Genomic DNA, 26,597 nt, shown 5'->3' on the forward strand with positions numbered 1-26,597 from the left:
CGGACCCTCATGAGCAATCCACTTAACAACATCACCGACCACTGGGCAGGTACCAGATGAAGACCGAAATACCCGAGGTGGCCGAGTCCATCGAAGTCCGGAACCCAGCTGACGGCATTCTGGTCGGACATGTGCCGAACGATGCGCCCGACACCGTCGCCGCAAAAGTCCGCGCCCTACGGCACGCACAGCCGGCTTGGGAGGCGCTCGGCCCCAAGGGACGCAAGCGGTGGTTACTGAAACTGCAGGACTGGGTGCTCGACAACGCCGAGCGCATCAACGATGTGCTGCAGTCCGAGACCGGCAAGTCTCGCGCGGATGCCGGTTTCGAGCCGGTCGTTACCGCCGACTTGATCAACTACTGGTCCGGCAACGCCGCCAAGTTTCTCGCCGACAAGCACCCGAGACCACACGGCCCACTGGGAATGCTGAAGAAACTCGAAACCGTATACCGGCCGTATCCGGTAGTAGGTGTGGTCACGCCGTGGAACTTTCCGTTCCTCATGCCGGCTTTCGATGTGATCCCCGCCCTGGCTGCAGGAGCGGCTGTGCTACTCAAACCCTCGGAAGTGACGCCCCTGTCCGCAATCGAATTTGCCCGAGGGTGGGCCGAGATCGGTGCTCCGCCGGTTCTGGCAGTGGCCACCGGCTACGGGGCCACCGGGGCCGCCCTGGTCGACAACGTCGACTACGTTCAGTTCACCGGTTCCACGGGCACAGGCCGGATTGTCGCCCAGAAATGCGCTGGTCGACTCATTCCGTACAGCCTCGAACTCGGCGGCAAGGACCCGGCAATTGTGCTCGCCGATGCTGACATCGATCGCGCAGCCAATGGCATCGCCTGGGGCGGATTGTTCAACGCCGGCCAAGTGTGCGTCTCGATCGAACGGGTATATGTCGAAGAACCGGTATACGACGAGTTCCTCGCCAAACTCGCGAAGAACGTCAACGAACTGCGGTTGGGTGAAGATGATCGCGGCTACCACTTCGATGTCGGCGCACTCGCAACCCAGAGCCAGCGCGATCTCGTGCAGCGCCACGTGGACGAGGCAATCGCGGCCGGAGCGAGAGCGGTAACCGGCGGCGCTCCCACTGGTGTCGGTACCTTCTTCCAACCAACAGTGCTTGCCGACGTCGAGCAATCGATGTCGTGTATACGCGAGGAAACTTTCGGGCCGACGCTGCCGGTGATCAAAGTGCGTGACGAACAGGAAGCCATTGAGCTGGCCAATGATTCGCGATACGGCTTGTCGGCGACCATATGGACTGGAAGTAACAAGCGTGGGCGCAGGATCGCTCGTCAACTCGACTCCGGCGCAGTCAATATCAATGATGCGTACGCCAACGTGTTCAACTTCGCCTTGCCTATGGGCGGCTGGAAAGAATCAGGAGTCGGTGCTCGCTGGGGAGGCCAGAGCGGAATCCTGAAATACTGCCGCCAACAGGCCATCACCACGCCGCGAATTCCGTTACAGGACAGAGAGCTGAACTGGTACCCGTACACGCCTTCGAGAGTCAAACTCGCGCTCGGTCTCATGCGGGCTGCAGCAGCTAAGGGCCGACGCCGATTCGGCCTCGATCACCGATAGCGATTCAGTCAGCACTGTCTGACCGACTATCGGGAATCAGCTCTGTTGCAACAGGAGTCGCCTCGAATCTCGATATCACTGAAAGCATCTACAGCTGGCGAAATCAACTACTCATCGATTCCGGCCAGAAGCCGGGAGTGCACTGGCCATTGCACGTGTTCCATCGAGGTGCGCGAGTCAGCGGCACTTTTCACATGACGGCACTAAAAGCTCGAGGTGATGGCAGGGAAGTCGCATTTTCGCACACCGGTTTGTCGCCCCATGGAGAGCTCCGGCTTCGACTGAGACATGGTTCAAAAATGTTGTTCTGTCGGAATTTCGAGCGCTTGTCGGCCTGCGATGCTGTCGTACGCGTGAGGTCTCCGATATTGGGGTTAGCAACCAAGCAACCTTGAACATCGGCGCTCGCCGCCAGGGGTAACTCTGTATCGGGGGTGGAGCTGGCCGTCACCAGGTTGGCGCAGTTTGCGCCGTTTCGACGCCCGTCCATGCGCGCCCCGGGCGGGACCACCTTGGCTAGAGATGCCGACACGATATGGCCGCAACAGACGATATGCTTACTGCTTCTGCGCTGACAACGCTCGTGTGCGGGTCACCGCGGGAGCGATCGGGTGAGACGTCAGTGTGGACTCGACAATTGAGCGGGCTCTTGAGCGCGCGCCCGGCATGATGGCGGCGAAGCGAGGGGTCCGTTTCCCGAGGAAAACAGCCGCGCGCTCTTGAAGAGGCATAGGCACACCATGCCGTCCACGGGTACCGTTGCCCAATGTCTGAGGAGCGCCCCGCGGAGCGCGAAAATCGGTCCCGCGAGTCTGACCCATTCGTCGAAGCCTTCGAGCGTGCTCTCACCCCCGCGTTGGTAGCCGATCTAGCAGGGACGCAGGCGCGGGTGATCCGCGCCAATGGCGCGTTGCGTCGACTGGCGGATCGTCCTGTCGTTGCAGAGGTACCGGTAGCCGACATTATCGAGGGATTCGTGTGCGACGGTGAATCGGGGGCCATTGTCGATGCCGTCGTAGTCAGGCCGACGGGCCAACGGATCGCAGTGACACTGCGGACGGACGTCCTGCCATTTCCCGGCGGGTCTGCATTGGTACAGCTCAGTCCGCACGGCGGCGCCGACCTGCACGCCGAACGCGCACTGTGGGAAAGCGAGCAGCGTCTGGAAGCGATTGCCGATGCTGTCGACGCGTTGATCTACCTCAAGGGCATAGACGGACGTTACTTGTTGATCAACAGCTTCTTCGAGCGAGAGCATGGGGTCCGCCGCGAAGACGTGACGGGTCTGACCGACGTAGACATTTTCGGCGAAGAACTTGGCCGCACCTACTCCTACAACGATCGTCGGGTGTGGGAGGCAGGGCACAGTATGCAATTCGAAGAGCTGCTACCGGATGGAGAAATCTATTTGTCGACCAAGTTCCCATTGCGTCGCAAGAATGGCGAACTCTACGCGGTTGGTGGGATCTCCACCGATATCACGGTCCGGAGCCGGGCAGAGCGCGCGATCCGCGCCGCAAAGGATGAGGCGGAACGCGCAAACCTGGCCATGAGCGAGTTTCTCTCCAGGATGAGTCATGAGCTTCGCACACCGCTGAACTCCATCTTGGGTTTCGGCCAGCTCTTGCAACTCGAATTGGCCGGCGACGTAGAGGTGAGCGAGAAGGCCGACCGGATTGTCCAGGCCGGTCGGCACTTGCTCAAACTTATCAACGAAGTCCTCGACATTTCTCGGATCGAGGATCACGGGCAAGACCTCTCGATCGAGCCGGTCGGTGCGGTCGAGGCATTCCAGGAGGCACTTGTCCTGGTGCGGCCACTCGCCCAGGCCCGGCACATCGAACTCGCGCGAGATTTCCACGACGGCTTGCATACAGTGGTGCTTGCAAACCCACAGCGACTCACCCAGGTCCTGCTCAACATACTGAGTAACGCCGTCAAATATAACCGTGAATGTGGGATGGTGACCGCCTCGTTCAGCGGCCCCTTGGATGGACGGATTAAGTTTCTGGTCACGGATACTGGACCTGGCCTCGCCCCTGCCGATCTCGAACGGATCTTCACACCGTTTGAGCGGCTCGATGCTGACGGCACTGGGGTAGAGGGCACCGGCCTGGGACTGACTCTCTCCAGGAGCATCGCGACAGCGATGGGCGGAACCGTCGGTGTCGAAAGGACGAAGAAGGGGCGCGGTAGCGTCTTCTACGTCGAACTTCCCGCAATCGAGGATTCCCTGGCCGGCGACATGCCCACCCAAACTTCCGCCGACAGCGACGCAGTCCAACTGCACTCAGTCTTGCGTAATGTTCGGGCGTTGTATATCGAGGACGACCCCGCCAACATCGAACTCGTGCAACAAGTTCTACGACGACGCGCCCTCGCCGATCTGGTTTGCGTTCCAACAGGTGGGGCGGGGATCGAGTTTGCCCGGCAAAGCCGCCCCGACGTTATCCTGCTCGACATGCACCTGCCCGACATGGAGGGTGAGCAAGTACTCGCGGAGCTCAAGTCCGACGATCGGACACGACGTATCCCCGTCATCGTGGTTTCCGCCGACGCCCTGCCCGCCCGAATCGACCGGCTACTCGACGCCGGAGCCACTGCCTACCTCACCAAACCGATCGACGTGTACAACCTCGTCGAGACTGTGCGGGCGGCCGTCGACGGGGTGATCTCGTGAGCGGACGTACGCGCGTTCTAGTCGCAGACGACCATCCTGTCTATCTGGATGGGTTGGCGCGATTGTTCGAGCAGCACCCTTCCATCGAGTTAGTCGGGGTCGCCAATGACGGTGCCCACGCACTAAAAGATCTGCGCCGCACCGTCCCCGACGTCGCAGTGCTCGATCTTCGTCTACCCGGCCTCGATGGGATCGCGATTATCGAGGCACTCGAGCGCGACGGCATGCCGACACGAGGCATCATCATCTCGGCGTTCGAGGACAGCGCCACCGTTTACCGTGCGATTGCCGCTGGCGCCCGCGCCTACCTGCTCAAGGTGGTTTCCGGGGAGACAGTCTGCGATACCGTGCTCGCCGTAGCTGGCGGCGCCACTGTGATCCCGCCAGATTTACAGACAGGATTCGCCGAGGAACTCCGCCGCCGGCACGCCGAGCCAGAGGGGGCCAAGCTGACGGCCCGCGAACTCGACGTTCTACGGCTCGCTGCGGACGGCCTGTCTATCAAGGATATCGCCGCTGAGCTTTTTGTCGGAGTCACGACGGTCAAAACGCACCTACAGCATGTGTACGACAAGCTCGGAGTCAGCGACCGGGGAGCCGCGGTCGCCGCCGGGATGCGTCGAGGCCTGTTGACCTGAGGATGGGATCGGATCTCCTCCTTTTAGTCGGCGTCTCTCCTCCAGCCATCCGGCCCATCGAATGATGTGCCGCGGGCACTTCACCCGTCATTGTTGACACGTACCTGATCAGTGTTCCAGATCACAATGAACCTGATCTGCCGAGTCTCCTTTCCGATAGCGTGGTCCGCCTCTCCGTCGGTACGTGCGAGTCTCGTCCACCTCTGAAGGAGTTGCGTGTGTCGATCACGGTAGGCCAGCATTCCCCGCCATTGATGAATAGAAAATCCCTGAACTCCATCTGGTACAGCATCGTCAGCGCAATGTTCTTCATCTATCTCGGCGCGGCGCTCGCCCTCGCCTACGGGACGATGAATGCCCTAATAGGACTGGCGCTCACTATCGTCGTCTACGGTGTTATCAACCGCGTCATTGCCGAGCACGCTCTACGGAACAACGTGTCGGTCGCAGAATTCTCACGAAGTATCCTCGGGCGCAGCGGAGCCTCTATTGCGTCGCTGATCCTCGGTGTTACCGCGCTGTACTACGCGGTGTTCGAGGGATCAATTGTCGCGTTCGCATTCCAAGCGGAGTTCGGTGGACCATTGCCCCTGTGGTCCGCCATCGTCGTGGCCTACTCGACGCCCCTCGTGGTCGGTCGGGTCCGGGAGTTCCTGGACCGCATTAATGGAATTCTGCTCCCGATTTACTGGGGCGGATTGCTGCTGGCCGTCGTATGGGCGGGCTTCAAGTACGGCACCGATTCGGAATGGATAACACACAGCGTGCCCGCGTTGCCCGTCGCATCCGGTGGCCCAGGGTGGCTCGCCGCCTTCGCTGCCTATATCGGCGTGTGGGTACTCATGATGTATACGATGGACTTTGCCGCGATGGGCCGTTCCGAGGACATTCGATTCCATAAGCGATACACCTTCGGATATCTCTTCTACGCCTTGGCATTCGGAGTCAACGCAGTCGTGGGAATCTTTCTCACTTTCACCATTCCTGGCATCGCGGCCACCGAAACAGGTGTTGCTACCGGACTCGTCCAAATGCTCGGAGTCGTCGGACTGCTCATCATTTTCGTCTCACAGACCCGTATCAATACGGCCAACTATCACCTGGCGATCACGAACTTACAGTCGATCGGAAAACGGGTTCTCGGAATCTCTGCTCCGATGTGGGTGTGGGCGATCGTCACCGGAGCGGCGATCTACCTCATGATGTTGCTACCTGTCGTCCAATATCTGCTGGTAGCACTATCGTGGCAGGCTGTCCTTATCACCGGTTGGGTCGGCATAGCGTTGACCCACATCATGATGACACGCCGACACGGCGAGAGTGCGGATCCCGCCCATACCCCCGAGTCGCGGTTCGCCCGGTTCTATCCCCCCGGAATCGTTGCCTGGACAGTGTCTACCGCCGCGGGCCTGGTGATCTTGCAGTCAGGGATCGGTTGGGGACCAGGTATCGGCGCCCTCGTCACACCGATTCTCGCGGCGACCATCTACGGCTCGATGCGCACTTTCGCCAGTAACCGCAGTGCGTTACTACCAGCCCTCGCCAATTAGTTAAACCCAAACCCAAACAACGTTCGCCTCGCCGAAGGAAGTTTCGAGATGCCCTACCAAATCTCCGCAGACACCGGAGGAACATTCATCGATGTCGTCATTAACGACGAACGCGGCAGAAAAACCATAGGAAAAGCACTGACAACGCACGACCGCGTTTCCCGTGGACTCTCACAGGCTATCGCCGCGGCAGCGAGCGAGATCGGCACCGATCTGTCGGGAGTGCTTTCAAACGCGAATCTTTTCATTTACGGCACGACCCGTGCGACCAACGCAATCGTTACTCGAAATGTTGCGAAGACAGCACTTCTGGCCACAGAAGGCTTCACCGACATACTCGTACTGAAGGAAGGTGGGAAGCTCGACGGCCACGACTTCAGCCACAACTATCCCGACCCGTACATTCCTCGGCGCCGCACCTTCGGCGTACCCGAACGCATCAGCTCTGAAGCTGAGGTGACGACGCCGTTGGACGAGGCGGCGGTCCGCACAATTCTGCAGCGACTTGGCGACGAGGGGTACGAGGCGATTGCCGTATCGCTGCTCTGGTCGATCGTAAACCCGGAACATGAACGTCGCATCGGGCTACTCATCGAAGATGAGTTGCCGGGCATCCCCTACACCCTGTCCCATCAACTCGCACCGATCATTCGTGAGTACCGCCGTACCTCGGCGACCGCGATCGACGCATCGCTCAAACCACTCATGCAAGGCCACTTCCGGGAGCTCCGAGACGATCTCGCAAATCTTGGCTATCAGGGCCAGCTACTCGTCTCGACGAGCATGGGTGGAGTGATGGGGATCGACGAGGTCATCGAGTCGCCGATCCATACTGCCAAGTCAGGACCGGCAATGGCGCCCATCGCGGGAGTTAACTATTCCCTCAGCGAGGGACTCGGTGGCGACATGGTCGTATGCGATACCGGCGGAACAACATTCGATGTCGGCGTGAGTCGAGACGGGCAACTGGTGTACTCCCGAGACACCTGGCTGGGCGGAATATGGGAAGGGGACCTTCTCGGGATTTCCTCCGTCGACATCCGCTCCATCGGCGCGGGCGGCGGGTCAATTGCGTGGGTCGATGACGGCGGCCTACTCCACGTGGGTCCGCAATCGGCAGGCTCTGAACCAGGACCGGCCTGCTACGGGCGCGGAGGAGTCGACGCCACTGTCTCCGATGCCGCGACTGTGCTCGGCTACTTCAACCCCGACAACTTCCTGGGCGGCCGTATGCAACTCGACCGCACTTCTGCTGAGAAAGCAGTGGACCGCCTCGCTGCGCAACTTGGCATCGGGCGGTACGAAACCGCCTGGGGCATTCTCTCACTCGCCAGCGATTCGATGGTCAAGGCCGTGCACGAGGTCACCACGGCCCAAGGGCTGAACCCAGCAGAGAGCACGATCGTTGCAGGCGGCGGCGCCGCAGGAATCAACATCATGCAAATCGCCTCCGAACTCGGCGCCCGCAACATCGTCCTACCCCGACTCGCGTCCGCGCTGTCAGCCACCGGAATGCACTTCGCCGACATCGTCAAGGAAGAGGCGAAGGCGTTCATCACGTCCACCAACCGCTTCGATACCCATTCGGTCAATCGGACCCTCGAAGAACTCGACCGTCGACTCAACGAATTCCTCGAACGCGCCGGTCTCCGAGGTCGGTTATCCTCCATCGACTACTTCGCCGAGGCTCGATACCAGGGCCAGGTGTGGGATGTAGACGCGCCCCTACCCTTCGCTCGATTCACATCCGGGGACGAAGATGTCGCGCGCTTCGTCGAGGAATTTCACCAAGCTCACGAACGTATTTTCGCGATTCGCGATGCCGGTTCAGCGGTCGAAGTCATCAATTGGAAAGCCCGACTGACCGTTGAAATTCCCTCCACCCGAGACCATGCCGCTCTCGTTCATGAGGCGACGAGCACCCCCGGTCAACGGTCGTGTTACTTCGGCGGGACAGAACCGATACCAACGGCGATCTACCGACCTGAGCATTTCGATATCGGCACCACTATTCAGGGCCCCGCAATCATCGAAGAGCCCACTACCACCCTTGTAGTTTTCCCGGGGATGAGCGCACAGATCAGCCCCAGCCGCAATTACATCCTGCACACAGACGGAGCGCACTGATGACCTCCACACCCACCACCACGTTTGATGCGGTCCTTACCGCTGTCCTGGCAAACCGCCTAGACAGCGTCGTACGGGAAATGACCAACACATTGCTCCGATCGGCCCGATCAGCAGTGATCAACAGTGCGCGCGACTTCTCGTGCGCCATAACAACTGCTGACGACCAACTGCTCGCTTGTGCAGAGGGGCTTCCTGTCCACATTTTCGGCTCGCAACTGCAGACAGCAGCACTGCGCGAACGCCATCCCGATCTCAAAGAAGGCGATGCCTACCTCGACAACAATCCGTACAAAGGTGGATCCCACGCCGCTGACCACACGATCCTCGTGCCCGTGTTCTTCGAAGGCGAACATCTCTTCACCGCGATCGCAAAAGCGCATCAAGCGGACATCGGGAACTCCCTGGCAACGACCTACCATGCCGAAGCTAGGGACGTCTACGAGGAAGGCGCACTCATATTCCCCACCGTCCAGGTGCAACGCGACTACGCCGACAACGACGACATCCTCCAAATATGCGCCTCGCGCATCCGAGTACCCGCGCAATGGTATGGCGACTATCTGGCGGCCGTGGGATCGGCCCGCACCGCCGAGCGGCGACTCAAGCAACTCTGCGCGAAGTACGGAGTGGAGACAATCAAAGCTTTCATCTCCGACTGGCTCGACTACTCCGAGCAGCGGATGGCCAACGAAATCGCCAAACTCCCCCGCCGGACACTGACGAACACCGGACGCCACGACGCATTCGATCCCTACCTTCCCGAGGGGCTCGAGATCCGGTCCACGATCACCATCGACCCGGACCAGGGACTCATCGAGGTCGATCTCCGCGACAACGCCGACAACCTGAACTGCGGGCTCAACATGACCGAGGCTACAACGATGGCGGCAGTCTTTGCCGGGTTGTTCAACGCCATCGGCGGAGAAGTCCCAAAGAATTCGGGCGCCTTCCGCAGAGTGAAAGTACTTCTGAAACACGGTGCGGCCGTCGGTATACCGAAGTTTCCGCACAGCTGCTCCCTGGCGACTACCAACCTCACCGATCGTCTCATCAACATGATCGGCAGCTCGTTCGCTCAGCTGGGCGCCCCTTTCGGTGTATCGGAGGCGGCTGTAGGGATGGGGCCAGCTATGGCTACCTTGTCGGGCAAAGACTCTCGCTACGACAACGAACCATTCGTGAACCAGATCATCGTGTCCGCCAACGGCGGCCCTGCCAGCGCCCGAGCAGATGGATGGGTCACCTTCGGCCTGCCTGTGGTCAGCGGACTGATGTATCGGGACTCCATCGAAATTGACGAAGTGAAGATGCCGATCCAGTACCGCCACATGTTGATTCGGCAAGACAGCGGAGGCGCCGGCGAGTTCAGAGGGGGGCCGAGTCTAGAGGTCAGTTACGCGGCAAAGGACACTCCGGTGACGGTGATCTTCCCGTGCGACGGCCAGGAAACCTCACCGAAGGGGGTTCTCGGTGGCCACGACGGACAGCGTGCCGAAGCGTGGATCGAGAACGCTGACGGCACCGAATCACCGCTACCTGCCAATGCCGCGTTCGAGCTCGAGCCCGGGCAGGCCGTGCGCGGTGTGGATAGTTCAGCCGGAGGTTACGGACGCCCATTCGACCGCTGTCAGGACGCCGTGTTACATGATGTCATCGAAGGCTGGGTCAGCATCAACGTCGCACGCACCACCTATGGAGTGGCAATCGTACGTACCGAAACGGGACTGGCGGTTGATAGCGCCGATACCTCAGCGCTACGTGGAGCGTGATCTGCTCCACCTCACGGTCCTCAAATTTATGTCTTTGACGACGATCGTTCGGAATACGGGTTCTATGCCAGCAGAATGCGATTGGCGCGGGGAGATGGGTTGTGAACCGTCCGGAATCGTAGGTTCGCGTGCGCTTTCGCAGGCGAACTACTGACGGCTTTGTCTGACCAGATCTCTCCCATCAATGGTGCTGCCCGCGGCAACAAAGTGTGCATAAATGTTTGTCTACCAATGCATTTATGCGCGAGGAAGCAACCAAGCACGTCTCGTACGCCGACTTAATTCTCACTCTGAACGACCGAGAGGAATCATGCGTTTCGAGGGTAGTCCCCCCAAAAAAGTGATCCGGCAAACCTGTTCCGCACCGAACTGGGCTCGCTGTATACAAGTTCTGCGATACTTCACTGCATTCGCTGCGCACCGAGTCTGACGGCGCCCTATCCCCGCTCGTCCAGCTTTCCACCACACAGGCGGCCCTTTATGAGCAATCCACTCAACAGCATCACCGACCACGTCGAACACTGGGCGTCCCACACCCCCAACGCGATCGCCGTGTCCTCATTCGACACCGAAATCAGCTATGCAGAACTCCTCTCACTCATCGACACCACCGCCGCACGCCTATCCGCTGCCGGTGTCCGGCCGGGAGATCGGGTCGTACTCTCAGGCAACAACACCCCTGCCTGGGTAGTAGCCTTCCTCGCGGCGCTACGTATGCGCGCGGTGATCGTGCCCTTGAACTCGCGCCTAGGGTCCGAACAACTCCGCCCACTGATCGAGCTCGTCGAACCCCGCATCGTCCTCGTCGACGACACTCAATTCGCGGTACTCACCACCGCACAGATAACCGAATCGGGAACTCGGATACACGCACTGGGTTCAGGTGACGTCACCGACGCATTCGCTGGGATGCCCTGCGATCACCGTTGGAACGCCCCCAGCTCAGCAGACCGTGACACCCTCGCCCTGCTGAGCTTTACCTCGGGAACCACCGGAGACCCCAAAGCGGCTTCGATATCTCACGGCTCCTTGGTCGATTCGGCGAGTGTGTACGTGCCGTGGATGCCGTTCCGCGAGCGCGCGGTCTCGACCATCCTAGTTCCGTTATTCCACAACACCGGCTATGTCGACCAACTCGGATTCATGCTGGTCATCGGCGGTCAGGTCGATCTCGTGCCTCGGTTCCGCACCACTACCGCCATCGATGCCATGACCCGGCGGCCTCCCTCCCACCTGGCCTCCGTCCCGAGTATCTACCGCATGCTCATGCTCACCGAACACGCTGACGTAATTCTTGGCTCCTGCCGGCACGCCATCGTCGGGGGCGCTGGAATGCCGCCAGCGTGGAGCGCCGAGTTCTTCGAACGCTGGCCAGAACTGAACCTTTTTCACGCCTACGGACTCACCGAGTTCACCTCGGCTACTCACCTGCTACCCGCCGAAGAAATCAGAGACCACGGTGACACGGTCGGCTACCCAGTTGCCGGTGTGCACTGCTCCATCCGTGACCCAGAAGGCAACGAAGTCCCCGGGGGCGCCGCCGGCGAGGTGTGGGTCAGCGGGCCGATGCGGATGCTCGAATACTGGAAGCGGCCCGACGCCACTAAAGACGCGTTCAGCGGGCACTGGCTGCGCACCGGCGACATCGGAGCCATCGACGCGGACGGGCGACTGCGAATCCTTGGCCGGATCAATCAAGTCATCAACCGCGGCGGCGAAAAGATACTGCCCACGCAACTTGAGTATCTTCTCGCGCAAAACACCGCGATCGCCGAGGTGGCGGTCGTGGGCCTTCCCGACCCTGTAATGGGGGAACGTATCGTCGCCGGTGTCGTCCTGCGTGGCGGGCACACACTCGACGAGACCGATGCCAGGGGACAACTACAAGGTCGTGTTCCCGACTACGCCATCCCTGAAAAATTCATCGCCTTACATGAACTCCCCTACAACGCTAGTGGCAAGATCGACCGCAAACACGCAACACAACTTATCGCACAACAAGACGCAGCAGGATCGGTACGAGTTCGTTGACGCCGGATATCTTGCCTGCTTTACTTGCGATGGGTCGGAGTGGAAACCACCATTTATGTTGCGCAGGTAAGCATCTCGCGGGGTGCGAAGACGCGGTAGCTAGCGGCGAGGAAGACGATAGTCTTCCGAGGGCGCCTGCCCGTCGTAGCCGGATCGCATTGGGACGTAAGCCAGCGCTACATCTGCAGCCCGCAATCGGTAGCGCGGCTACAGCATCAAAAGCGACGCTGTGTTGTGGGCCAATATTTCTGTGGCACAGCCATGAGTGCATCTCGCCAGGCGCCATGGCGACATCCGAGAACTGGTTGTGCGTGGATGATGGGTTCGTGTGTCACGTGCTCTCAATCCGCTTGAGCTCAGCTACACCCGAAGACTGAGGAGACGGCCCGCTGTGGGTGTGGATGTGCTGCAGCAGTTTCCAGCCGGGACCTGTGAAGTCAATCTGGCCACCGGTTAGAGTATGTCTCCGCTGCTTCGCATCGAGGCGCCGGGCGGGTTACGCGATCATTGGGAGTAGAGTCAGTAGACCCACTCCCCTGTGAAAGTTCCCGGAAAATGCGCATGTAGGATTTTAAATCCGTCGCGAGCAGAAAGGTTCGGCGGCGATCAGAATGAGTTTCGTCCACTGCTAATGTCCTCGCATGACGAACGTCACCGCAAATCGGTTCAGCGCCGCCGGTTCCGCCCTCGGCTATCTCGCTCAGGTTGAGTATGGATTGTTGTTGATGCTTCGCCGGATGGATACTGACGTATCGCTTGCGATGTCGATGGAAACCGTCGACGATATCGGTTTTGATGGTTCCGACGTCGGGACACCTCGCGAGTTGTGGCAGACGAAACACCATGTAGGTCGACGCGGCTCGCTTGGCGACGCCAGCCCAGATGTGTGGAAGACCATCCATAACTGGATCGAGACATCGGACGGTGCCGAATGTGTCATTTTCTCCACAGCAACTTCACCGGCAGATTCGGCTGCCTCCTTACTCGCTCCTGGTCGTAATGCGGACGCGGTTCGTCAAGCACAGGAGAAACTGGAAGCAGTAGCGAAGGCCTGCGGTAATGAAGCATCAAAAGATTATTACGAAGAATTTTTGAAACTTACGGTCAAAGCGCGATATGAACTTCTCAGTCGCGTCACGGTGATAGATCAAGCAGCGGCAGCAGTTGATATCACTGCCCAACTGATGTTGGCGGTTCGCAAGACGGTGCCAAAAAACCGCCGCACACCACTGGTCGAGCGACTGCGAGGTTGGTGGCATGGCCGAGCAATGACACATCTGACTCTCGTTGCTGATCAGCACAGCGACACGATTGAAATCGAAGAAATCGAAGAGCAATTGCATCACATCGCACAAGCATTGCGAGATGATAATCTCCCGCTCGATTTCGGTGACATGGAAATGCCGAGTGTGGGTGAAGTAGCGGAAGACGATCGAGTCTTTGTCGCTCAACTCAAGCTGATAATGCTCCATAATGAACGAATCCGAATGGCAGTCCTCGACCACAATCGCGCCTTCTTGCAAAGATCTCGATGGCAGCGCGAAAAGTTGCTCGCCGTGACTGAACTTGCAGATTACGACCGGCGCTTGGTCGAAGAGTGGCGCCGACTCTTCATACCCGCAGAGGAGCCGGGCGACACCGAGGCGGTAGACGTCGAAGAACGCAGACGAGCAGCCCTGGGACTCTTCATTGCATTAGGAGACCGACCGCTACCTGAGATACGCAGAGAATTGCGCTCCGGATACATCCCCATCGGGTCCATGCACATCCTGGCGGACCGCCTGACAATTGGCTGGCACCCCGATTGGGTGACCCTCCTTCGCGAACGTGTCGCCGAGGCGCGTGAGACAGCGTGATGCAACCCCCACAGAACACCCGCCCGGACGATGAAGCCGCTGCTCTCTTTAACCCCGCGTTCTGCGGCGCGCTGGTCAATCGCGCCTGTGCGGCCTTCGTTGACAAAACAGATGCACCGCTGCCATTGACTTATGCCTACATCATCCTGCCTGCGTCTCTCCACAAACAGACACGAGAGAATCTTCCGAAAACCGTAGCTACATCAATGTGGGCCTGGATTCGAGAGAACCCGCTGCTCTTCGTTGACATCGCTGAACGCGTAACAGACTTCAAGGAATTGACGTCAGAGGCGATCCTGTTTGGTGTCCGTCACGGCGTGCTAAGGAGCGATGATTTCGGCCTTCTGCCCTCACGGCTAAAGCGGCGTCCTCAGTCGCTTCGCCCAACCGAGGATTGGGAATCATGTATGAATACAGCCGTCTTCCTTGGAAAGTGGTTCGCCACCTCCGACAGTGACGAAGCCACCACACTAGCCAGATGGGGATTTCGACCATGATGCAGCTTGACGCCCTCGTTCTTTACAACCGATCCGGCGAAGAAAGAGTGATCCGCTTTAATCCCGGGAAGCTGAACATCATCAGCGGGGAATCGGGAACCGGAAAAACGAGCATCATCAACATTCTCCGATTTTTGCTCGGCGGCGACAGCCCGCACGCAGCCATCGGGCCTATTTCGAAAACCGTGCATTGGTACGGACTCCTCGCGCACGTGAACGAAACATCATTTTACATCGCCCGACCTGCACCAAATCATGGCTCCACCACATCGCTTGCCGTACTCCTCGTCGGGGAAGACTCGATCCCCGACATGTCTACGTTGTCAGTCAACGCGAACGCAGCCGACGTGATCGAATACATCGGAGGACTAATCGGTATTGGGGATAATCTGAATGTCCCGGCGGACGGCCAAACCAGACTTCCTCTCGCGGCGAATCTCAGGCATTCCCTGTACTACTGCTTTCAAGGGCAGGGTGAGATCGCGAACCCAGACATCCTCTTCCACCACCAAAATCGCGACTTCCAGAAACAGGCGATCCGAGACTCATTGCCGTACTTTCTAGGCGCGCAAGGCCTCGACGCGATGCGTAAACGCGAAGAACTCACTGCTCTGCGTCGAGACATACGGTCCAGGAGTATCAAGATCGGAACGGCAAGGGCAGCACTAACCCTCGGAGTCGGGCGGGCTGCAGGTCTGATATCAGAAGCGCGATCCTGCGGACTGCTCGACGTCACAGACGCACCAACTGCATCCGACGAAGCAATGGACCTTCTCAGGCGCATCCTGATCTCTCCGTCATCCACTGAAGTGGACTTCGGTGAATTTGACGAGACCGAACAACTTGTTCGACGAAAACGCGATCTTCGCAACCAGATTCGTGAACTCAACGACAATCTCCGCGGCCTCGACAATTTTGCCAACGTCGGTAGAGATTACAACCAAGAACTGAATGAACACCGGGTAAGGCTCGCGTCGATCGGGTTGATACCCGACAGAGAAGTAGAGAATCCCTCGTGCCCGCTTTGCCGAAACTCCATCGCCGCAATCCCAGAGCACGACGCAATCGCTCGCAACCTGGGCAGAGTAGAACACCGCCTGGAACTCGCTCAACGCGACCAGCCACGGATCGAGCAGGCGCGGAGCGGGCTGATTGCACAACGGGAGAAGCTGCGAGCGGACCTTTCGGACGCCGATGAGGCGCTTGACTCCCTGGCCCGAACCGACGAAGCGCGCCTCGCCGAACGCGGTGAGTGGGAACAACAGAGCTTTGTGAAGGGAAAGATCTCCCAGTATCTCGCAACCGCAAACGTCGACGGCGATGACACCATTGACCTCATGGAGCGGGAGCTGACCGAACTCCAACGGTGGGCCGAAGACCTCGCCGATGAACTCGACCCCGAAACGCTTCGATCTACTGTCGCCTCATTACTGGCCGCAGTTGCACGCAACATGACCTCTATGGCGCAGACGCTACAACTCGAACATTCGCAACACGGAGTCCGCATTGATCCTCAACGTCTCACTGTCGTCGCCGATACACCTCAAGGTCCCGCATACATGGATGCTGGCGAAATCGGCAGTGGAATGAGTTGGGTCGGCTACCACCTGGTCGCGTACCTCGCCCTGCACGATTTCTTCATTACGAACCGCCGACCAGTCCCGGGATTCATCGTCATCGATCAGCCCAGTCAAGCATTCTTCCCGCGTGACCGGGAAACCGGTGGTGACCTCAGCGAATTGACCGACACAGACCGTGACAACACTCGGATGCTGTACAAGCTCATGTATGACGCCGTGCAAGCGCAAGGAGGCCGACTGCAAATCATCGCTTTTGATCACGCGGATTTCACCGACGACTGGTTCCACGACTCTGTCGTTGAGACCTGGCGTTCGGGCGAAGCGCTTATCCCACGAACGTGGATCAATGCGGAGCGCAACATCGATTAAGTGGCCGATTGCGGCGGACGCAGGATGCCACGCCAATTGTCGCGGGTTCGAAGCGTTTGGACCGCAACCCCCTCTTAGAATCGGGGTGTCGTACTCTTTCTGCGAACGATGATGTCGCAGAAAGGTTCCTATGCGTCGGTGCTTCATTGTCAACGGAGGTCGGCGAGAGACAAAGCTGGGTACCGGTGGGCCCTGGCCAGTTTGTTGGTTGCGGCCGAAGTCGATCGAAGGATCCGGTCCGTCGAGGTGGCCGATTGGTCCGCGAAGGGTGTGTGCACCCTGGTCTCACAGGAAAACCGCTGATTGTCAATGGATTCGGGAGGAATGCAGAAATATTCTCGATCCGGCAATGACTCAGTTCGATTGCTGGCGAGACGATTTCATCGGAAAAATACAGCGTTCCGGTGATGATGGCACCGCGAAGCTCAATGTTCTTCACTGGCCCATCCGAGTATCCATGCCGGATCAGTCGCGCCAGAATTTCGCCGCGGATCATTCGCTCGGGTGACGTCCACTCAGCGATTTCGAGTGCGGGCGGCTTGATCGTGCGAAATGTCCGTCCAGCGATTTCGAAGTTGTGCAGCTTGGATTCGTACGGAATGGGGTCGCAGATCGTCGACGTCCGCACTGCATGGAGAAGTTTCCGTTCGGCTGGCAATAGATTTTCGGTGTCGAGGACGGGGCCCGCGCCATACCCCGGATCCTCGTATACCGGCGAAGGCACCGGGTCGTCCTCTGATCTAAGGCCTTCCGTTTCCAACACCTTTGCGTCTTCTTCCGTCGGGTACCCGGCAGCGCGGCTACAGCATAAAAGCGACGCTTCAGGGTGTCATACCGACGAACGATTCGGGTGCGGTCTCTCGCCGGCGCACGATTATGCGAAGTCGACAAGCTCCTTTGAACTGGACCTGCGGCATGCCTCGGGTAGGTCGAGATCTGCTCGAATGGCACCGGCCCACGGTATCTGGTTGAACGGGGTCAGTCGCGGCGTGACGGTGAATCCCGTCTGGAGCCGAACGCCGTTGGCGTCAATTAGGGAGTGAAATGTACGGAAGGCTTGCCTAGCTAGGTTTGTCTCAACTTCAGTATCGGAGCTTGTCTCATCGGGTCTGTTCCGCAGGTGTCTGTCTCAACTTCGGGCGATGGCGGCAGCTGCTGCCGCCATCGCCTGAAGGTGGGACAAGAATCGGTCATGGTGGGATTCGGGGCGAGCACCAGCGATTATGTCGATGTTGGGACGAAGCGCGGATGTAGGCCCAGCACACACCGTCCGGATCTGGGGCAGTTTGATTTGTGTATGGAACTTGTCGACCTGAGATACAGTGCGGCGACTGGGTCGCGTTGAAGAAATCGTGAGCGTGGTTCTTCAGCGTCTAGTCTGCGCAGGGTGGTTCGTAGCTGGCGACGGCGTAGTTTGTCGATGTTCGCCCGGGCGAGGTTGTACAGCGCAGTGCCTGTGGGTGTGAGTTCGCGAGTCCCATTGGGCATTCTTCGAGCGAAGATTTCCGTTCCGAGTGACTTGGAGAGGTACGCGCATTCTCGGCTGATTTGAGTGGTTCGGATTCCTAAAGTTGCTGCAGCCTCTGTCTCCCACGCGCAGAGGGCGGTTTCGGTGAATCGGCAGAGTCGAAGTGCGGCAACCATTTCACCGGAGAGCGCTAGATGGACAAATTCTTCGGGGTCGCCTGCCGTCGAGGCCGCGAGTGTGAGTGACAGACTAGTTCTTCGGAGGTCGCTGCGGCCGATGTCTCGAAGGTAGTGTTCTTCGCGTCCTCGGGCCGCCCATGTTCCGGATTGCACTGAATTGTGTTGTTTAGCTAGTGGGTTCACCGATTCGATGCTTGAGTAGGAGCCTATGGGCGGCCTCGCCGGATTTGTCTTGCAGGTCGGCAGGCATCGTCAGCACAATTTGCGGTAGCTATAGGCGGCGGGGCCGTGGAGCAGAGCAGCGCCGTAGGTTACGAGTGGGTCGCTGCCGGTCAGGGGTTGCCAGATGTAGCGCTGGATTTTCCATGTGAAGGCTTCGGTCAGGTAGGCGTTTGCCGCGCGAGCGAGGAGTCGAGTGTGATTGCGCCCGATATCAGAGGGGGCCGGGAAGATGCGTCGTCGGCGCCGGTAGTCGATCGGGGGTGGGCAAGCCATCGCTCGAGCTATTCGCGACATCCGCCGCGAAGCATTGAATTCTTGAAACATTTTTTCTTGCACAGTATTTCGCTCGCGGCCTTGTTTGTATCGTAGATTGGATGCGGGCAGGCGCATTTGTTGGGGAAAGCTTGTGCGGTCCCTTTCGCCTTCGGTGGCTACGGCATTACGAGTGCAGCAACGAGTCAGGTCTGAAGTCGGTCAAGATGCAGAACTTGCCGTAGTTTTCAGGCGCGGGGCTCTTTGAGCGTCGACCGCGGATCGAAGTCGGTGGACAACAATAGTGAATAGGTTTCGGCAAGTACAGGATCGACCCGTCGATCCTGGCGGAGTCGCTCACATGCGAAACTCAATTCGATTGGCCAAGAGGGTATTTGATTCTCGCATCATAGACCTGTGTAACCGCGTCCAAGCGCGCACCGGCCTCGCATAAGGACGCTATGGGCATTTGGTTTCGATCGGCAAGTCTCCGCGATCGGCGCCAGAAGTGACAGTGCCGTGGCGCAGGGCATCAGTGCGGCAGAAGAGCGGCCACCTGGGCCTTGATCTCCCCCCTGATTTCGTCGACAGTACGAGCGATGTTTACGGTGGCCGCCATTGCGAGGAACATGATCGCCGACACCACGTGCGCCCGCGTTGCAGCCTCGGCCTCTCCGATTTGACCGCCTCGGCGCAGCACTGCTGCGATGGCTTCTTCGGTCTGGCCGACGATAGTGAGCGCTTCCGCATGGTGGGGTTCCTCGGGGTTGCCGAACACCATCTCCCGCAGGTAGGTGCGTCCGTTGTCGATCTGGGTGCGGTTGCATTCCACGATCGGGCCGATGATCGCCATCACCGCGTCGAGTACGTCGGAGATGTTTTCGGCATCCGTGCGGCCCCGCGCGAGTGCTTCGCTGTAGTTCGCGTTCTGCACAAGTAGGAGCAACTCGCCTTTCGTCTTGGCGTACAGGAACACCGTCCCGGTACCGACGTCCGCCTTCTCGGCGATCTGTTGGGTGGTGACATCGTCGACGCCGTACTCGGCGAAGAGTTCGCTGGCAGCGGCGGTAATACGGACAAGTTTCTGCTGCTTGTTTCGCTCGCGCCTTCCGGCTGGCTGGGAAGCGGATGGCATGACGGATATCCTTCGGGAATAGATATTGAGTACATTCAGTTATGACTGTAGTCAATATTGATGCGGTTCAGATGTCCCCTTGATCGTCCCACGAGACATCACCTCTGCATCGCACCGATGACCTACCTGACCGATTTACCTGAGGAGCACCCCGCTCATGACATCACCTTCACTCTGGCAACCGTTCGCCCTCGGACGCGTCGAACTCCCGCACCGACTCGCCTTGGCGCCGATGACCCGCAACCGAGCAAACCCGGACGGCACCCCGGGCCCGCTCGTAGCGACCTACTACGGCCAGCGCGCCTCGCTCGGACTGGTCATCACCGAGGGCACCCAGCCCTCCGACGACGGGCAGGGTTACCCGAACACGCCTGGGATCTACACTCCGGCTCATATCGAGGGCTGGTCACACGTCGCCGACGCCGTCCATGATGGTGGCGGTGCGCTGTTCATCCAGCTGATGCACGTCGGCCGGATGTCGCACCCGGACAACACAACACATCACCGTCCGCCGGTAGCCCCCTCGGCCATCTCGGCTGATCAGGACATGTTCACCGCGACCGGTCCGCAGAAGACTCCGGTGCCGCGGGAGATGAGCATCTCCGACATTGAGACGACGATCGCCGATTTCCGGCATGCTGCGGCATCCGCGATCGCAGCCGGCGCAGACGGGGTGGAGATTCACGCTGCGAACGGGTATTTGCTGCACCAATTCCTCTCCCCGAACTCGAACCACCGCACTGATCAGTACGGCGGATCGGTGGAAAACCGGTCTCGCTTCGTGATCGAGGTCGCCGCGGCAGTGGCAGAAGAAATCGGAGCCGATCGGGTGGGGATCCGGATTTCCCCGTCGATGCCGTTGGGCGGGATCGACGAAGGTGAGATCGGGAGCGTGCGCGCCCAGTACACGCACCTGGTCGGGGAACTCGCGGCACTGAGCCTTGCCTACCTCCACGTCCATCATGTCGGTGACGACGATTTGCTCCGCTCGTTCCGTGACGTGTGGCCGACCGCTGTCCTGATCGTGCGCTTCGGGCGCACGCGTGAGCAGATCTCCGGCGACATCGACGCCGGTCTGGCTGACATCGCGCCGCTGGGGCAGTTCGCACTGGCGAACCCCGATGTCGTCGACCGTCTACGCCTGGGAGCGCCACTGAACGCTGTGGACCCGACCACCCTCTACGGCGGCGGCGAAGCGGGGTACACCGACTACCCGACCCTCGCACACGTCTGACCATCCGCCACGTAACCCAAGGAACCTGACATGCCCTCACTCAACGGATCCGTTGTCCTCGTCACCGGAGCAAACGGCGGCATCGGCACCCACTTCGTCCACGAAGCCCTCGCTCGCGGTGCGTCGAAGGTATATGCCACCGCTCGCACTCCTCGTACGTGGGACGACGAACGGATCGTCCCCCTCGCCCTCGACGTCACCAATCCCGCATCCATCGAAGCTGTCGTTTCCGCCGCATCGGACGTGACCGTTCTGATCAACAACGCCGGCACTTCCACCTCCAGCACGGGCATCCTCACCCATACCGACGAGGAAATCCGCGCCAATGTCGAAACAAACTTCCTCGGCCCCCTCTTTCTCGCCCGCGCCTTCGCGCCGATCCTTACAGCCCAGGACGAGTCGGTCATCATAGACATCCACTCGCTGCTGAGTTGGTACGCCGTCGCGGGTATCTACAGCGCCACCAAAGCTGCACTATGGTCTGCGACCAACTCACTTCGCCTCGAACTCGCACCCGCAGGCGTCCACGTCGTCGGCGTCCACGTCGGCTGGGTCGACACCCCCCATGGCCGCGCACTCCACCGACCCCAAAACTGATCCAGCGGACCTCGTACGCACCGTGTTCGACGCGGTCGAGGCAGGCGAGTACGAAGTCCTCGCCGACGAAGCATCCGCTCAGGTCAAAGCTGGACTCAGTGCGCCCATCGAAGCTCTCTACCCGCAACTCGGAACTGCAGCGCCGCAGCAGTAGCCAAGCGGAGGCGTCGCGGAAAACAGAGCCGCGACGCCTCCCCGCCCTTCCCGTCGCCCTAGCCGAAGGAACCAAAGACATGAAAGCGTTCGTCGTCACCAAATATAAAGGGCCACTGCAAGAATCCGACGTGCCGGAGCCAGTTGTCGGTGAGCGTGACGTGCTCGTGCGAGTAGAAGCAGCCGGGCTGAACCAACTCGACGAGAAGATCCGCACCGGTGAGTTCAAGCAGATACTCCCGTACAGGCTTCCGTTGATCCTCGGCAACGACCTCGCCGGCGTCGTCATCGAGGTCGGGCCGAAGGTTCAGTCGTTCAAACCCGGCGACGAAGTATTTGCTCGACCCGACAAGGATCGCATCGGAACATTCGCGGAGCGTATCGCAGTGACGGAGGCCGATCTTGCCCTCAAACCGGCAACAATCAGCATGACGGAAGCAGCATCCATGCCTCTGGTGGCACTGACCGCGTGGCAGGCACTGGTCGAGCGCGCCAACGTGCAGCCAGGACAGAGCGTCCTCATCCACGCTGGCGCCGGCGGTGTCGGATCTATCGCGATTCAGCTCGCCAAACACCTCGGCGCCACGGTCGCAACCACAGCCAGCGCCCGAAACGCGGACTTCGTTCGAGCCCTCGGTGCCGACACAGTCATCGACTACCACAATGAGGACTTCGAACAGGTCCTCCACAGCTACGACGTGGTGCTCGACAGCCTCGGCGGCGAGAACCTCAAGAAATCCCTCCGCGTACTCAAGCCAGGAGGAAAGGCTATCGGGATTTCCGGCCCGCCGGATCCAGCCTTCGCCCGCGAGATCGGGCTCAATCCGCTACTGCGCCTCGCGATCACCGGACTGAGCTCCAGTATCCGCCGCCAAGCTCGCAAGCTGGGTGTGAGCTACGAGTTCCTCTTCATGCACGCCAGCGGTGACCAACTCCGCAACATCGCCGAACTCGTCGACGACGGCGCACTCCGCCCCGTCCTCGGGCAGGTCTTCCCGTTCGAGGAGACACCCCAAGGCCTCCGGACACTGAGCAAGGGTGGCATCCGGGGTAAAGCTGTCATCAGTAACACCCGAAACCTCGAAACCTCAACCGACATAAGGACAAATCCATGAGTACCGGCAACGACCCCGTCATCACGTCCTATGCGAAGGCGCCGACCCGCACCATCACCGCCGGCGGCGTCACCTACGCGTACCGCGAACTCGGACCGAAGGGCGAAATCCCCGTCGTCTTCTTCGTCCACCTCGCCGCGAACCTTGACAACTGGGATCCGCGAATCATCGACCCCATCGCGAAAAAGCGCCGTGTCATCGCCTTCGACAACCGCGGCGTCGGCGCCTCTACCGGGAAAGTTCCCGACAGCATCGAGGCGATGGCCGACGACGCCGTCACCTTCATCACAGCGCTCGGACTCGGTACGGTCGATATCTTTTCGTTCTCCCTCGGCGGCATGATCGCCCAAGCCCTCGTGCTCGAGCACCCCGAACTCGTGCGCAGACTTGTCCTCACCGGGACCGGCCCCGCCGGCGGTAAGGACATCGACAAAGTCGTCCGCACAACCTATTACGACATTCTTCGAGCTACCCTGACCCGGTCCGACCCGAAAGAATTCCTGTTCTTCAACCGCAACACCGCCGGCAAACGCGCCGCCACAGCATTCGTCGAACGCCTGAAGGAACGCACCGACGACCGAGATGCGCCCGTCTCGGTCAAGGCCTTTCAGACCCAACTCACAGCGATCAAGAAGTGGGGCCGCTCCACACCGGAAAACCTGTCGGCCATCACCGCACCCACCCTCATCGCCAACGGCGACAACGACCGAATGGTGCCCTCAACCCTCTCCGAAGACCTGCACCGCCGAATCCCCGCAAGCGAACTGATCATCTACCCCGACTCCGGGCACGGCGGCATATTCCAACACCACGACACATTCGCACCCGCCGCCGTCGACTTCCTCACCCGCTGAACGAGCGGAAACCTTCCAGGCCAACACCACCGACGCATGACCGAGCAGAATCGCCGATCACGGCTGACCAAATCCTTGCTCGATGGAGCATGGAGAGGAAAACGGTTCGTGCGCACTTGAGCGCTTCCGATTACCACCGCGGACGATCGTCTCGGCCGCGCAGGGCGTGCTCGGACCTGTTCTCGACAAGAAGCTCTAGCTAGCCCTTGACAGCCCGCACAACACGGACGGCCGGTCCTTCATGCTGTTCGGATGCTCACTCATTGCCGGCCACGGGCGCACGGCTCATCGGGCAGCACGCACACGTCCAACCGATGAGCCACACACACCGCTCCGCGGCCGCCGCCTCCATCACCGTCGGCACCCGTGTCACTGAATCGCACCGTAGTTTCCGGGGACTGATGTACCCCGCACGACTCAGGGCTGGTCCCGTCTATGGGATCGATCGGCGATTGCTATGAACACGCCGTGATCGAATCTTTATGGGGCAGCATGTAAACCGAACTCTTGAATCGAAAACGACGGAAAACGAGAACCGAATTGGCCGACTCCACGTTCGAGTACTTCGAGATCTTCCGCAATCGCTAACGCCGTCACAGTGCCCTCGGGATGCTGACACCGATCGAGTTCGAGAACGTACACGTCACACGTCAACCCGTAGCCTGACGTAAAAATGACGGCTCCACGAAACTTGGGGTACATCGAAGTCCCCGGACTCGCCGGGGCGATTCCGTCGATACCGGCCGATCGGGAGTAAGGGGTTGTTCTTGTTGCGGGGAATCAGGTTTGGCGCCGTTCGAGAGCGAACACTCGAAGATTACGTGCCGTGCGAGTCTTGTACACCGAGTACGTAGGGTTGTATTCGACGAACTGTTCGAAGACGCTCTCTGCCTCCTGCCCTGTCAACAAGGTTGTGTTCACAGGGATCTCGGCCCCTCCGATTGTCACCGTCGCCTCCCGATTGGCCAACAGGTTCTCGGACCACGCGGGGTGATGGGGTCGCCCGAAATTACTACCGACCAGAAATAATCGGTCCCCTTCGCGCATGTAGGTGAGAGGCGTCGTCCGGGGCTGCCCTGTTTTCCTTCCGGTCGTGGTCAACAACAGCAACGGCACCCCCATCGGACCGAAGATCGTTCGTCGGCCTTTGCTGTGCGCGAGCAGTTTTCGGTCGATCGGCGTCAATTTCCGGAGATACCAAGACCCGATCCGCGACGATACGAAGGCATTCAGTGGCTTCTTGAGCAATCGCCGATCGTGACCCCACCGAATATCGGGGAAGGCGTTGGTGTCCATAGTTGATTGTCTCTCCGGTGCTTCTCTGTGTACACCGCCTCCTGCAATGCGCTCAGTCGGCGAAGTGCTGCGGAGTGTTGTGGTTCGGTGCCGGAGCTGATTGGCGGGTTGGTGTCGACTCGGGATGATCACGTGTGTCTTGGTGCGCGGCGTGTCTCGTTGCCCCGGCCGATGACGCGTCCCTGGTACAGCCGGCGGTCGACCTCCCGCCCGACATTGATTCGGAGTGACAACGGATTCGAGGAGTTTGGGGGAGCTCCGGGCGGGTAGGTGAAGGCGGTGAAGACAAATAAACACTTCCAGGGAGAGCGATCTGGTGCCGCAGGTGAGCAGGCCTCGGTGCTGTTGATCGCGGAACCGGGCAAAGCTACGGCTCTCGCGGAACGCATAGCGAAGTATCTGCCACAACGTTTACGAAGCCGTGACCGCCTCGAGCGCCGGTGGACGACTTGTGTACGTAGCAAGCCCTACCTCTCGGACGAGCAAACAGACTTCGCAGACGTCATCGGGGCGGTCGATCCGTCGTCCGAAGGGGAGGACATCGTCGTATACCTCACTGATCTACCGCGCCGCGAAGATACGCTGCCGGTGGTGGCCGACGTCAGCCCCGGCCATTGCTTCGCGCTTGTCTCTGTCGCTGGGGTGGGTGCGATCCACATCGAGCGCCGCGTCCGCGCTGTTACCGAACTCGCGATAGCCCGCATTCTTGGTGAACCGGAACTCATGCCGCAGGGCGCGGCGCGACGGTTCCCGTGTGCGCAGACGGAGAATGGCAGTCGTTACTTCGCGCCATCAGGACTGCGGCGGTTACGACTGTTGTCGGGGATGGTGCGGGCGAACCGCCCGTGGAGGCTGGTCGCCGGACTGTCGAAGGTGCTCGTCGGTGCCTTTGCCACGGGTGCGATCGCGCTGGCAACGAGTACGATTTGGTTGTTCGCCGACACGATGGGCCCTTGGCGTATGAGCGCGGCTACGCTCCTGTCGATCGTGGCGATGATTCTCTGGCTGATCGTCGATCACGAACTGTGGGAGCGGCCGAAGTCGTCGGAAGAGCGCGATCGATCCGTGCTGTACAACATTTCGACCGTGGTCACCCTGTTCATCGGCGTGACCGTCCTCCACGTGGCCCTGTTCTGTCTACTGTTGTTCACTGCGTGTCTCACACTTCCCCCGGAACTGCTGGCCCGCACTCTCGGACACGGGGTGAACTTCTCCGACTACCTCACGCTCGCCTGGCTGCTGGCGTCGATCGCCACGATAGGTGGGGCTCTCGGGTCGGGTCTCGAGGACGACGATGCCGTCACGGAAGCGACGTACGGGGTTCGGCAGCGGCAACGCATCAAGGAGACCCGAACGCGGTCGAACGAAGCGAATGAATGATCGCGAGAGCGCTTCGTAGGCGC

At 59.9% G+C, this 26,597-nt stretch carries 17 protein-coding genes and 1 pseudogene; 15 read left to right on the plus strand and 3 right to left on the minus strand.

Annotated features, from left to right (window positions below; translation table 11 throughout):
- The first annotated feature begins 56 nt into the window (after positions 1 to 56).
- The 10 genes from ABIE52_RS23010 to ABIE52_RS23055 all read left to right on the plus strand — a co-directional run bounded on the left by ABIE52_RS23010 (position 57) and on the right by ABIE52_RS23055 (position 16,689).
- Positions 57 to 1,589, plus strand: a complete 1,533-nt coding sequence (locus tag ABIE52_RS23010; RefSeq protein ID WP_192712668.1) for an aldehyde dehydrogenase family protein — start codon at positions 57 to 59, stop codon at positions 1,587 to 1,589.
- Positions 1,590 to 2,355: 766 nt separating this feature from the next.
- The gene (locus ABIE52_RS23015; RefSeq protein ID WP_192712669.1) at positions 2,356 to 4,269 is read left to right on the plus strand and encodes an ATP-binding response regulator; all 1,914 of its coding nucleotides are present in this window, start codon (positions 2,356 to 2,358) and stop codon (positions 4,267 to 4,269) included.
- Positions 4,266 to 4,907: a response regulator gene (locus ABIE52_RS23020; protein WP_192712670.1), complete on the plus strand. Its 642-nt coding sequence runs from the start codon at positions 4,266 to 4,268 to the stop codon at positions 4,905 to 4,907. Before ABIE52_RS23015 ends, ABIE52_RS23020 begins: the two co-directional genes overlap by 4 nt.
- 218 nt (positions 4,908 to 5,125) lie before the next feature.
- Positions 5,126 to 6,457, plus strand: coding sequence for a purine-cytosine permease family protein (locus ABIE52_RS23025; protein ID WP_354541540.1), 1,332 nt, complete (start codon positions 5,126 to 5,128; stop codon positions 6,455 to 6,457).
- 48 nt (positions 6,458 to 6,505) lie between these two features.
- Positions 6,506 to 8,584, plus strand: a complete 2,079-nt coding sequence (locus ABIE52_RS23030; RefSeq protein WP_192712671.1) for a hydantoinase/oxoprolinase family protein — start codon at positions 6,506 to 6,508, stop codon at positions 8,582 to 8,584.
- Positions 8,584 to 10,356 (plus strand): hydantoinase B/oxoprolinase family protein, encoded by a 1,773-nt coding sequence (locus ABIE52_RS23035; protein WP_192712672.1) that lies wholly within the window; start codon positions 8,584 to 8,586, stop codon positions 10,354 to 10,356. The genes ABIE52_RS23030 and ABIE52_RS23035 overlap by 1 nt, the downstream gene beginning before the upstream one ends.
- 480 nt (positions 10,357 to 10,836) lie before the next feature.
- On the plus strand, positions 10,837 to 12,387 hold the full coding sequence (locus tag ABIE52_RS23040; protein ID WP_192712673.1) for a class I adenylate-forming enzyme family protein: 1,551 nt from the start codon (positions 10,837 to 10,839) through the stop codon (positions 12,385 to 12,387).
- A 641-nt stretch (positions 12,388 to 13,028) separates the two neighbouring features.
- A complete protein-coding gene (locus ABIE52_RS23045) occupies positions 13,029 to 14,243 on the plus strand; it encodes an ABC-three component system protein (protein WP_192712674.1) in 1,215 nt (404 codons plus the stop codon).
- A complete protein-coding gene (locus ABIE52_RS23050) occupies positions 14,243 to 14,740 on the plus strand; it encodes a three component ABC system middle component (protein ID WP_354541587.1) in 498 nt (165 codons plus the stop codon). The genes ABIE52_RS23045 and ABIE52_RS23050 overlap by 1 nt, the downstream gene beginning before the upstream one ends.
- Complete coding sequence (locus ABIE52_RS23055) at positions 14,722 to 16,689, plus strand: DUF3732 domain-containing protein (RefSeq protein ID WP_192712676.1); 1,968 nt, start codon at positions 14,722 to 14,724, stop codon at positions 16,687 to 16,689. The genes ABIE52_RS23050 and ABIE52_RS23055 overlap by 19 nt, the downstream gene beginning before the upstream one ends.
- Before the next feature lie 1,899 nt (positions 16,690 to 18,588).
- Here ABIE52_RS23055 and ABIE52_RS23060 read toward each other — a convergent pair.
- Positions 18,589 to 18,831: a hypothetical protein gene (locus ABIE52_RS23060; protein ID WP_134929588.1), complete on the minus strand. Its 243-nt coding sequence runs from the start codon at positions 18,829 to 18,831 to the stop codon at positions 18,589 to 18,591.
- Between the two features lie 511 nt (positions 18,832 to 19,342).
- Complete coding sequence (locus tag ABIE52_RS23065) at positions 19,343 to 19,945, minus strand: TetR/AcrR family transcriptional regulator (protein ID WP_007735533.1); 603 nt, start codon at positions 19,943 to 19,945, stop codon at positions 19,343 to 19,345.
- A gap of 157 nt (positions 19,946 to 20,102) precedes the next feature.
- On the opposite strand from ABIE52_RS23065, the gene ABIE52_RS23070 reads away from it, so the two are divergent.
- The 4 genes and pseudogenes from ABIE52_RS23070 (at position 20,103) to ABIE52_RS23085 (ending at position 23,898) form a co-directional block, all read left to right on the plus strand.
- Positions 20,103 to 21,179: an alkene reductase gene (locus ABIE52_RS23070; RefSeq protein ID WP_192712677.1), complete on the plus strand. Its 1,077-nt coding sequence runs from the start codon at positions 20,103 to 20,105 to the stop codon at positions 21,177 to 21,179.
- A gap of 30 nt (positions 21,180 to 21,209) precedes the next feature.
- A pseudogene (locus tag ABIE52_RS23075) lies at positions 21,210 to 21,930 on the plus strand (SDR family oxidoreductase).
- Between the two features lie 79 nt (positions 21,931 to 22,009).
- On the plus strand, positions 22,010 to 23,044 hold the full coding sequence (locus ABIE52_RS23080; RefSeq protein ID WP_192712678.1) for an NADP-dependent oxidoreductase: 1,035 nt from the start codon (positions 22,010 to 22,012) through the stop codon (positions 23,042 to 23,044).
- A complete protein-coding gene (locus ABIE52_RS23085; RefSeq protein WP_151098487.1) occupies positions 23,041 to 23,898 on the plus strand; it encodes an alpha/beta fold hydrolase in 858 nt (285 codons plus the stop codon). Before ABIE52_RS23080 ends, ABIE52_RS23085 begins: the two co-directional genes overlap by 4 nt.
- 780 nt (positions 23,899 to 24,678) lie before the next feature.
- Here ABIE52_RS23085 and ABIE52_RS23090 read toward each other — a convergent pair.
- Positions 24,679 to 25,194: a nitroreductase family deazaflavin-dependent oxidoreductase gene (locus tag ABIE52_RS23090; RefSeq protein ID WP_054826691.1), complete on the minus strand. Its 516-nt coding sequence runs from the start codon at positions 25,192 to 25,194 to the stop codon at positions 24,679 to 24,681.
- Positions 25,195 to 25,473: 279 nt separating this feature from the next.
- Between ABIE52_RS23090 and ABIE52_RS23095 the strand changes: the two genes are divergently transcribed.
- Positions 25,474 to 26,574, plus strand: a complete 1,101-nt coding sequence (locus ABIE52_RS23095; protein WP_039973504.1) for a membrane protein — start codon at positions 25,474 to 25,476, stop codon at positions 26,572 to 26,574.
- The last annotated feature ends 23 nt before the right edge of the window (positions 26,575 to 26,597 follow it).

Source organism: Rhodococcus sp. OAS809 (assembly GCF_040546695.1).
GTDB lineage: Bacteria > Actinomycetota > Actinomycetes > Mycobacteriales > Mycobacteriaceae > Rhodococcus_F > Rhodococcus_F qingshengii.